10 protein-coding genes are annotated in these 9027 nt (G+C 46.5%); 4 read left to right on the top strand and 6 right to left on the bottom strand.

The window, feature by feature from the left end; genetic code table 11:
* Nucleotides 1-61: 61 nt before the first annotated feature.
* Complete coding sequence (locus KDK19_RS21875) at nucleotides 62-940, bottom strand: hypothetical protein (protein WP_257292939.1); 879 nt, start codon at nucleotides 938-940, stop codon at nucleotides 62-64.
* A gap of 217 nt (nucleotides 941-1157) precedes the next feature.
* Here KDK19_RS21875 and KDK19_RS21880 point away from each other — a divergent pair, with 217 nt between their 5' ends.
* On the top strand, nucleotides 1158-1925 hold the full coding sequence (locus tag KDK19_RS21880; protein ID WP_257288395.1) for an alpha/beta fold hydrolase: 768 nt from the start codon (nucleotides 1158-1160) through the stop codon (nucleotides 1923-1925).
* Nucleotides 1926-1972: 47 nt separating this feature from the next.
* Here the strand turns inward: KDK19_RS21880 and KDK19_RS21885 are convergent, their stop codons facing one another.
* The 3 genes from KDK19_RS21885 to KDK19_RS21895 all read right to left on the bottom strand — a co-directional run bounded on the left by KDK19_RS21885 (nucleotide 1973) and on the right by KDK19_RS21895 (nucleotide 3645).
* Nucleotides 1973-2227: a hypothetical protein gene (locus KDK19_RS21885; protein ID WP_257280205.1), complete on the bottom strand. Its 255-nt coding sequence runs from the start codon at nucleotides 2225-2227 to the stop codon at nucleotides 1973-1975.
* A 91-nt stretch (nucleotides 2228-2318) separates the two neighbouring features.
* Nucleotides 2319-3101, bottom strand: coding sequence for a 3',5'-cyclic-AMP phosphodiesterase (gene cpdA, locus KDK19_RS21890; protein WP_257288396.1), 783 nt, complete (start codon nucleotides 3099-3101; stop codon nucleotides 2319-2321).
* Nucleotides 3102-3204: 103 nt separating this feature from the next.
* On the bottom strand, nucleotides 3205-3645 hold the full coding sequence (locus KDK19_RS21895; protein ID WP_257280203.1) for a DUF1249 domain-containing protein: 441 nt from the start codon (nucleotides 3643-3645) through the stop codon (nucleotides 3205-3207).
* A gap of 289 nt (nucleotides 3646-3934) precedes the next feature.
* Here KDK19_RS21895 and KDK19_RS21900 point away from each other — a divergent pair, with 289 nt between their 5' ends.
* Both KDK19_RS21900 and KDK19_RS21905 read left to right on the top strand, forming a co-directional pair.
* Complete coding sequence (locus KDK19_RS21900; RefSeq protein ID WP_257280202.1) at nucleotides 3935-5335, top strand: TolC family outer membrane protein; 1401 nt, start codon at nucleotides 3935-3937, stop codon at nucleotides 5333-5335.
* A gap of 165 nt (nucleotides 5336-5500) precedes the next feature.
* A complete protein-coding gene (locus KDK19_RS21905; RefSeq protein WP_257280201.1) occupies nucleotides 5501-6133 on the top strand; it encodes a hypothetical protein in 633 nt (210 codons plus the stop codon).
* A gap of 160 nt (nucleotides 6134-6293) precedes the next feature.
* Here KDK19_RS21905 and waaA read toward each other — a convergent pair whose 3' ends face one another.
* Nucleotides 6294-7583: a lipid IV(A) 3-deoxy-D-manno-octulosonic acid transferase gene (waaA, locus tag KDK19_RS21910; RefSeq protein WP_257280200.1), complete on the bottom strand. Its 1290-nt coding sequence runs from the start codon at nucleotides 7581-7583 to the stop codon at nucleotides 6294-6296.
* A gap of 35 nt (nucleotides 7584-7618) precedes the next feature.
* Complete coding sequence (locus KDK19_RS21915) at nucleotides 7619-7822, bottom strand: hypothetical protein (protein WP_257288398.1); 204 nt, start codon at nucleotides 7820-7822, stop codon at nucleotides 7619-7621.
* 27 nt (nucleotides 7823-7849) lie between these two features.
* Here KDK19_RS21915 and KDK19_RS21920 point away from each other — a divergent pair.
* On the top strand, nucleotides 7850-9027 hold a 1178-nt coding region (locus KDK19_RS21920), incomplete at its 3' end, for a cobyric acid synthase (RefSeq protein WP_368736490.1).

The raw sequence follows: 9027 nt of genomic DNA on the forward strand, positions 1-9027 counted from the left end.
CGTGCTTTTCAGGTGCTCTGACGTATCAAACCAAGGATTGTTGTTGCGTCAGCTTGAATCATTACTTTTCTTCATTACCATAAGGCGCTTCAACTTGGATAGAGTGGAGAACATGAAACATCTCGGTATCAGGCCGGGCTTTTACTCCAGTGTATTCGACATAGACTTCTGACTGCGATACAGCGGCATCTTCTGCATAGCGACAAATGGCTTCGTCGCTCGTGCTCAGTTTTACAACATTGGGTACTTCAACCTCATAAGTTTCATAAGTTGAAACCGTTGTGAATTCATATTCACGATTATCAGGATTGTATTCAAGAGAGGGTGTGTAAACCGGTCTGCTTTTCATAATCCTGGCGGTGCCACCCAAATGAAGGTATACCAAACAGTTGTGGCTCACTGACCAACGGGCTACATGAAGCACCAGCCCGAATGTTTGCCATTGACTGAAGACCCTTGAATTTTGTACCACCGGATCTAAATCAATGCCATTGGGGTGTTGAGTAAATGAAGGTGTTTTGGAAAAGCTGCTCTCAACCGGTTGAACATCAATCACTCGATAACGACTGTGAGTAGCGAAAGTGTTATACCAGAATGGATATTTGTATTTGATCACCAGAGGCCTGTTGGAAACTTTCAGTTTGTCCCAGAGGTAATAATACTCAGGCTGTACTGATATCTCGTAGGTTTTCGCAGGGTAGTTTTTTCCAGTCAAGGCGCCTTCCCCTGCCAGAAATTCCAGCTCTCCGGATTCCCAGATAAAGCCCGTCTGCCAACCTTTTGAGGAAACGGTGCCAACCAGGAAGCCGGTTCTCCACCATCCTTCCTCGTCTGCCTGCACCTGCTCGGAAAGCAGCTCGGGTTTTAAGGGGGGCGTCGACCAGGCAGACAGACAAAATACTGAGATCAACAGGCTGATGATCCATTGAGATCCCTTCATGATGGAGTCCTTATTGAAAAATGAAGCTATACAATTCAGAGTAGCAGCATCAATGAAGGGGTTTTTATGCCTCCGGGTCATAGGCTTTTTCCGTATCCCGGTGGCAAGAGCATTCTGATACAGTATCTTTCGGAATTAAGGTGTCCATCTTGCTAACCGGCATGATGCCGTATTCTACGAAAACCGTTGTAAGGCGAGAGAAGAGATTGAACAACCCATGAAATTGTATGCCAGACAGCAGGGAAAGGGTGAGCACCTGATCAGTGTGCACGGACTATTTGGATCGCAGGAAAATCTGGGGGCTATCAACCGTCAGTTGGCGCAGAAGTTCAGAGTACACGGTCTGGATGCGCGCAACCATGGTCGCTCTCCTCATGATGACGCCATGAACTATTCCGTCATGGCAGCAGATATCATTGAATATCTGGATGATCAACAAATTGAGAAGGCACACCTGCTCGGACACTCCATGGGCGGCAAAGTCGTGATGGAAGTGGCTCTGACTTATTCCGAACGAGTAAACAAACTGGCTGTCATGGATATAGCTCCGGTGCAATACAAGGTACGTCGGCATGACGATGTTTTTGCAGGTTTGTTTGCTGTTGATCTGGAGGCTATCCGGAAGCGGGCTGATGCTGATCATGCGCTGCGCCAGCACATAGAAGAGCCGGCTGTTCGATCGTTTCTGCTGAAGAACCTTTATCGCAATGGCGAGGGACGTTACCGTTGGAGAATGAATCTGGAAGCCATTCATCATCACTATTTAGAGATACTGGCAGGTCATTCCGGGGAGGAGGCTTTTGAAGGTGATGTATTATTCCTGAAGGGCGGTAACTCGGATTACATTCTCGCAAAACACCGGGAAGAAGTTCTGAAACGTTTCCCGAAAGCGACTATGAGAGAGATTGCCGGAACGGGACATTGGCTGCATGCTGAAAAACCAGAATTGGTAGCTCGTACTTTGCAGCGCTTTCTGGAGTCTTGAGGCTATAAGAAAAGCCACCTGTATTGTGTGGCTTTTCTGCATCAAATCTAATTTCTGGGCTGTTGACCTTGGATGTCATCTAATTGACTGAGATCATCGTCGTCATCAAAATCGTCGTAGGAATCGGCGAGATTTTGTCGGAGGGACTTCTTATCCCAGTAGTCATCAATGCCCTGTCGAATGGATTTTTGCTTTCTCTTCTTGCAGCGTTCTTTAGCAGTTTGTCTTTTTCTGTATTCCTGACCTGAATCCCAAAAGATCTTATCCTGGTCATCGTACTGCATTGCCCTTACCCTGGACATAACCTTACTTCCTTTTTTACTACTCCTATTTTCCAATCTAGAAAAAAACAGTCAGGGTATTAATAAGAAATGCTGATATCGAAGAGGGTTATCAATAGCCATTAGCAGTCAGATCCAGTTTCAGGGAGTCGCTTTCCAGTCGGACCACCAGGGTATCAACGGTGCCATCAGGCATTAGCTCAAGCTCTCGATAACCCGGCCAGCGGTCATCCAGCATAAAATGATCGGATTCAGGCTTGAACTGGACACAGGTAGAAGGAGTAGAAAGAAAGCGGACATTCTGGATGAACTGATCCCGCTCCTGATGGATATGACCGTTGATGACCACCCGGACACTGGAGTAGGACTGGATCAGGTTCATAAACTGATCGGCGTTCTTCAGGCTGATCTTGTCCAGCCATTGACTCTCAATGGTGTATGCAGGATGGTGAAAAGCCACCAGCGTATGTTTATCGGGGGTCTCAGAGAGGTATTTCTCCAGAAGCCGGAGCTCTTTGTTGGATAAAAAGCCCGGAACCTGACCTGGAATCTGGGAGTTCAGCATAATGATCTGCCAAGGCCCTAAATCCAGATAAGGGTTCATGGCTTCCGGGCTGACCTGATGCATCAGGTGGGCATTGTCATGATTTCCACAGGTCCAGAGATAAGGTTTATCACTGGTATCCAGAACTGCTTTCAGCGATTGGTAGGATTCTAGACTTTCGTCCTGGGAGAGGTCACCGGTGACAAGGAAAACGTCTGGATTAAAGGGTGTGGACTGAATCTTTTCCCAGACGTTCAGTAAAGTTCGATGGGTGTCTGCTCCCATTAGCCTGCCATCAGGAGAGCCGAATAGATGGGGGTCTGTTAACTGGATGATGCGTATTCCGGTCATAGGCTGTTCCGCAATTCATTATTGAAGCCAGGCAGTATTCGTCATAATTTTATCAGGGAGATCATAATACAACAGTGATTCTTCGCACGTTTTCAGGTTCATTTCAGATTTGGCCTAAACCATGACTGAGGCAAAAGTTCAGCCATTCAGAAAAAAACTGATTCAACTGTCCCTTTTCATCAGGCATGAGCATCTTCTCATTGGGATAAGGGTAAATAGCCTTGAAGTGCCGGTCTTTATTGAAACTGATGATCTCGGCCATTCTGACATCGAGATAAATCCGGACTCGGAACTCGGGCAGCTTCAGCCACTCACCCCAGGCTGCATCCAGATCAACTTGCAGAACAGTGGTAAAAGGAGCTCGCTCCAACACCTGAAACCATACCCGTCCCTCCCGGCCAGCGAAATAAAATGAGAGAACAACGTCATCTTTGTGCTCCAGATCGGGCAGTAGAAGCATGAGTTTGTGGAAATTCCTCTCACACAGGTTTTGCTGTTTGATCAGGTCGGCCTTGTAGCGAGCCTTGTCTGTTTTAGTGTTCATAAGCCAATCGTAGTGCATGATCCTATGATAGAGGAAGCTGATCAGATCCGGAATGATCACTATCTAACTATAAGACAGTGGTTGATGTTTCGATGCTGGTTTACTGATTAAAGGATGACTTAAAGTCTGTCGCTCGTATGAAGAAGTCAGTTAAAATTTTTTCAGATTCGGTTTATTGCTTTTGACGACAGGTAAACTAGTGTAAATTCGGCGAGTTGCGCTTGAGTTACAACGGGTGAACCGACATCATCGTTCGGCTTTCGGGCCCATTTTTCAAGGAACTGGAGATATGCCACAAACTTATCGTAAAGGCTTTTTACTGGCAGCCCTGGTCGGCTCAATTATGTCAGCCCAAGCGGCCGAGACAGAATATAATTTATTGGAAGTATACAATCTGGCGCTGAAAAATGATGCCCAGCTGGCCGCTGCACGTGCCGATATGATGGCGACTCAGGAAGGTAGCAGCCAGGCAAGGGCCCTCTTGCTGCCCAATTTATCTTTGTCAGCTGGAACACAGTACAACAAAACATCCTCTGAAGCAGCAGCCCGTGATATCAAAGATGACTATAACTCTCATACTTGGGGAGCCACTCTAAGCCAGCCATTGTTCAATATGGCCAGCTGGTTTGGTTATGATTCTGCCAAGTTTCAGAGTGCTCAGGCGGAAGCTACTTTTGGTTACGAGCAACAGAATTTGATTCTCAGGGTTTCAGAAGCCTACTTCAATGTGCTCAGAGCTGAAGACAGTCTGATCACTGCTACAGCCGAAGAGAAAGCGGTTAAACAACAGCTGGACCAGGCTCGTGAACGCTATAATGTAGGCCTTATTGCGGAGACTGATGTTCTCGAAGCCAGGGCACGTTATGACGATGCTCGAGTGGCCCGGATTGATGGTGAAAATAACCTTTCAGTGGCTTATGAGGCTCTGCGCACAATCACTGATCAGGATATTCAGGACGTTGGCAAGCTGAATAAAACCATGCCCGTCAGTGCTCCTGCGCCTGCTATCTCTGATGAGTGGGTCAACAACGCGATCAAGAGCAACCTTCAGCTTGAGGCAGCACGTGAAGGCCTGAAGGCAGCAGAGAGCAATATCAAGGCCAAGAAGTCAGGTCATGCACCGACTGTTGATGCTTTTGCCAGCTATAACTATAACTCCAGTGATTCAGACTCTGCCAGAACGATCACTGATCCTGATAACGGGAGATTGACCGGTGATGGTGACCAGACAGTAGTGGGTGTTAAATTCACACTGCCTCTGTTTGCCGGTGGTGCAACCAGCTCCCAGGTGCGTCAGGCTACTTATCAGATGGAATCGGTTCAGCAGAATTACGACAAAGCATTGCGTGAGATAAACTCCGGTACCCGTAACCTGTTCCGTAGCGTCAATTCGGATGTCTCTCGTGTAGAAGCCCGTTGTCAGGGAATCGTCTCTTCTGAAAGTGCGTTGAAAGCGACTGAAAGCGGTTATGAAGTCGGTACCCGCAACATTACCGATGTTCTGGATGCCCAGAAAACATTGTTTGCTGCCCAGCGTGATTACCTGAATGCCCGCTATGACTTCATTGTGAACACATTGAAGCTGAAGCAGACCGCAGGTACCCTGAGCCCGGAAGATCTCTCTCAGCTGAATAGCTGGATTGTTTCATCAGAAGAGATGTCCATTCCAGCCCAATGTCGTGCAAACTGATAGATACTTTTTGATGTAAGCAGCTTTGAGTGACAGAGGAATAGCGCTGGCTTCAGCGCCATTCTTTTATGGTCCAAGGCAGTGCCATAGCTTTATCATCCTGACAAATAATAAAAAAGTGCTAAGCTCTTACGTTACTTTTCAATGTAAGTAAACCTAAAGCGCATGAAAAATCATAGAGCAATTGTAATAACTCGGATTATTTTTATTATTTCTGTTTTGTATTTATATAATGCCAGTGCATCACCACATGATGCTAGTGCATCACCACTCTATAATGCGATCAATAGTTTAATCTCCCTTTTTGATGAGATAATTATAAAACAATATCAATTTGATCAACGGGGAGAACCTTTTTTTTCTGATTCAGCGTTAAAAGACAGTGTCCGGTTGCTAAGGTTATATCACGCATCATTGCTTGCCAGACAGCAGCCGGGTGTAGTTTCTTCAAAACGTACCTATACGACAAGAATTAAAAAACGAAACTTACGCTGTATGCCAGGAGGTTCTGCCAATCCTAATGCGCAAATGCTGGCTACGCTGTTGTCCGCCAGTGATGGGGTGGCTTACTATTCATCCGATGGCAGTGGAGGATTATTGAGTGATGCGGTATGTGTGGATTTTTCTGACACGGACGAGTTAGAAGACGAAGAAATTAACAAAAAGGCAAAAGAACATTTATCAGAAATGTTCGGGTCATTGGAAAATGATAAAGTATTTTTAACAACCTGTACTAATTTTAACCTGAAAAGTGATTACGAAATAACCATTGATTTAATTCGTACAGCATTGCATTAACATTGCAGAATCAACAAAAGATAACAAATATGAGCCGTAATCCGGTTAAGGGGAAATAACTCCCCCTTGGCAACGGGAGTCAACAAAAAATCTTGCAATAGAGTCTACTGCATCTGTCATGAAGCTCTTTGTTGAAATTGCACAGACTAAGCTGGGTAGCTTAGCCAAGATGATCAATGGTTTCTGACACTTGTTTCAAAAGCTTTTGCAGAGATCCTTTATTACCTTCTACAAAGGTTTGAGCCTGGCTCCCCATCTTTTTTCTGGCAGCATCGTCAGTCAGCAGATCGGATACGACTTCTGCCAATTGATCTGAGTTTTGAATTGTTTTCATACCGCCAGCGTCTTCTAGCTGCTGACTGATGTCCATGAAGTTGTAAATGCTGGGGCCAGATAAAACCGGTATTCCCAGGGCTGCGGGTTCCAGCATGTTATGGCCCCCATTCTCAATCAGACTGCCTCCGACGAAGGCTATGTCGGAGGTTGCGTACAGCTTCATCAGCTCACCCATAGTGTCGCCAATGATCACCTCGGTATCTCTGGAAGTTTCGGTCGCCTGACTGTGTCTGATGGTGTTGAATCCCAGGCTTTCTGACAGTTCAAAAACACGGTCAAACCGCTCGGGATGTCGGGGAACAATCAGCAATAGCGTATCGGTGAGTTGCTCCTGTATTTTGCGAAAAGCATCCAGAACCGGTTTATCTTCGCCATCGTGGGTACTGGCAGCGATCAGTATTTTAGTGGTACGGCCTAATCCTGATTCCCATGTGGATTTGAGCAAGGCAGCACTTTTGTGGATTTCATCATCCACAGACAGATCAAACTTGACGCTGCCTGTTACTGTCAGACGTTCAGCAGGTAAACCCAATTGTTTGAATCTTTCACCGTCATTTTCAGTCTGACAGGCTACCCGATGGATATTCTGCATCATGTTTCGAGTCAGTGAGCCCAGCTTTGCATAACCACGGGCCGACTTCTCTGATAACCGGGCATTTATGATCACGACAGGAATGTTTCTGGCTTTACAGGCGGCAATGGTATTGGGCCAGAGTTCTGTTTCCATGATTAAAGCCATTTTGATGTGAGTCCGATTTAGAAACCGGCTTTGGACGTCTGGCAAATCGTAGGGGCAATAAACATGAGAAACACGGTCACCGTATATCTTTTTAACACGCTCAGAGCCAGTGGGAGTCATGGTGGTGATGAGAAAGTGATGATTTCGGTATTGATTCATCAAAGCATGAACCATGGGCGCACTGGCTATGGTCTCACCGACGGAAACAGAGTGAATCCAGATGATGGGCTTGTCATTGGGTAATTTTTTGATAAAACCAAAGCGTTCACACCAGCGATGAGCATAAGCTGGGGATTTTCTAGCGCGCAGAACCAGCTTGATCAGGACAGCGGGTACCGCCAGGTACAATAAAAATGAATATAAGAATCGACTCATGTCAGGGCTGGATTCGTTTGGAATTGGACTACCAGCTATGTTAACAGATAGAGCCTGACCCGAAATAGGTTTATTAATGGAATCTCTATGGCTCTTAATGCCAGAGGGCTTCCGAGCAGTGGAACATTCCGGGAAGAAATGATATCGGACAGCAAAAAAGCACTTGCATCCATCCACTGAACACAATCAAACTGCTTCATCTTATTTTCAGGACTGCCATTCTTAAATTTATGAATCACTCAATACCGCCAGGGCAACGAACTCTCATGGTCCAGGGAACTACCAGCGATGCGGGTAAAAGTGCGTTGGTTACCGGACTTTGCCGGGCGCTCAGCAGACGGGGTATTTCAGTAGCACCTTTCAAACCACAGAATATGGCTCTGAACAGTGCAGTGACTGAGGATGGAGGTGAGATTGGCAGAGCACAGGCGTTGCAAGCATTAGCGGCGGGTCTTGAGCCCCATACGGATATGAATCCTGTTTTGTTGAAGCCTAACTCCGATATTGGTGCGCAGGTGATCGTCAATGGACGTTCTATCGGGGAAATGAATGCCCAAACCTATCACGACTTGAAACCAAGTTTGCTAAAGTCGGTTCTGGAGTCCTGGCGCAGGTTAGTAGCTCAATACGATTTTGTGCTGGTTGAGGGGGCTGGAAGTCCGGCAGAAATCAACCTGCGAGACAGAGACATTGCCAATATGGGTTTTGCAGAAGCAGCCGACTGTCCGGTCATCATTGTTGCTGATATTGATAAAGGTGGAGTCTTTGCCCATCTTTACGGGACATTGGCCCTGTTATCGGAATCAGAGCAAAAGCGTGTGGCCGGTTTTGTGATCAATCGCTTTAGAGGTGATATCAAACTGCTGGAACCGGGACTGGAATGGCTTGAGCAAAAAACCGGTAAACCGGTGCTGGGGGTTCTTCCTTATCTCCATGGTCTGCATCTGGAAGCTGAAGATGCGATTCAGTCACAACAGGTCTGCCATGATAACGATGTGGTTTTAAAAATAGCGATTCCTGTATTGACCCGTACCAGTAATCATACCGATTTTGATCCCCTCAGGCTGAGACCTGATGTTCAGATTTACTTTGTTGGCAAAAGTGAACCTATTCCTCCAGTGGATCTGATTATCATTCCCGGTTCCAAAAATACCCGAACTGACCTCGTCTATCTGAGAGAGAATCAGTGGGACAGGGATATTCTCAGACACCTCCGCTACGGCGGTAAACTGATGGGCATCTGTGGAGGCTATCAAATGCTTGGCAATGCCGTGCATGACCCTCAGGGTATTGAGGGGGAGCCGGGTAGTACTGAGGGGTTGGGTTTACTGAATCTGGAAACCACAATAGCCCCCCAAAAACAGCTGAAACAGGTGGTGGGCAGCCTCTCACTTCCTGATATGGAAAAAGTTTCGGTGACAGGTTACGAGATTCATGCGGGCAT

The organism is Endozoicomonas sp. ONNA1 (assembly GCF_024606325.1).
Classification (GTDB): domain Bacteria; phylum Pseudomonadota; class Gammaproteobacteria; order Pseudomonadales; family Endozoicomonadaceae; genus Endozoicomonas_A.